This is a genomic window from Reyranella sp., assembly GCF_052439685.1.
Lineage (GTDB): Bacteria > Pseudomonadota > Alphaproteobacteria > Reyranellales > Reyranellaceae > Reyranella.
The window spans coordinates 1-522 of sequence record NZ_JBQVQG010000084.1 but is presented as its reverse complement, the minus strand read 5'-3'; the positions used below and the strand labels follow the sequence as shown (position 1 = coordinate 522).

The window sequence follows — 522 nt, the reverse complement described above, 5'->3', positions numbered from 1 at the left end:
TACGGGTACTGAGATGTTTCAGTTCCCCGCGTTCGCTTAATGAAGCCTATGTATTCAGCTCATTATACCTTTCAACAATCCGCCAATCGCTGACCCGGCCGAAGCCGGAACAGAGTTGGAAGACTGTAAAGGTGGGTTCCCCCATTCGGAAATAACCGGATCAAAGGGTGCTAGCGCCTCCCCGGTTCTTATCGCAGCTTGCCACGTCCTTCATCGCCTCTCTACGCCAAGGCATCCGTCAGAAGCCCTTCAACGTTTGATCGTTTCTCAGCAAAACTCATGCTTGGTTTATTCCACCCGACTGGAAAGGCGCCGGGGGACCAAGCCTGATTTTTGTCAGACAATGTCTTCTTATCGAACCAGACCTAAAAGCTCAGGGGAGCCGGTCTCATTCTTCCTTCACAATATCAATGCACATCACCCATTCAGGTAACGGCAAACTTGTATGCGATGCGCGCCTCAGGTCATTCGCCTCTCGCCGCTCGGCGAGTGGTGGAGCCAGACGGAGTCGAACCGACGACA

Annotated in this window: 1 rRNA gene; it reads right to left on the bottom strand. The window is 52.9% G+C overall.

Features of this window, described 5'->3' with window-relative positions:
• A 23S ribosomal RNA gene (locus ACT6UX_RS30450) occupies positions 1-262 on the bottom strand; the annotation flags it as partial.
• Positions 263-522 lie beyond the last annotated feature (260 nt).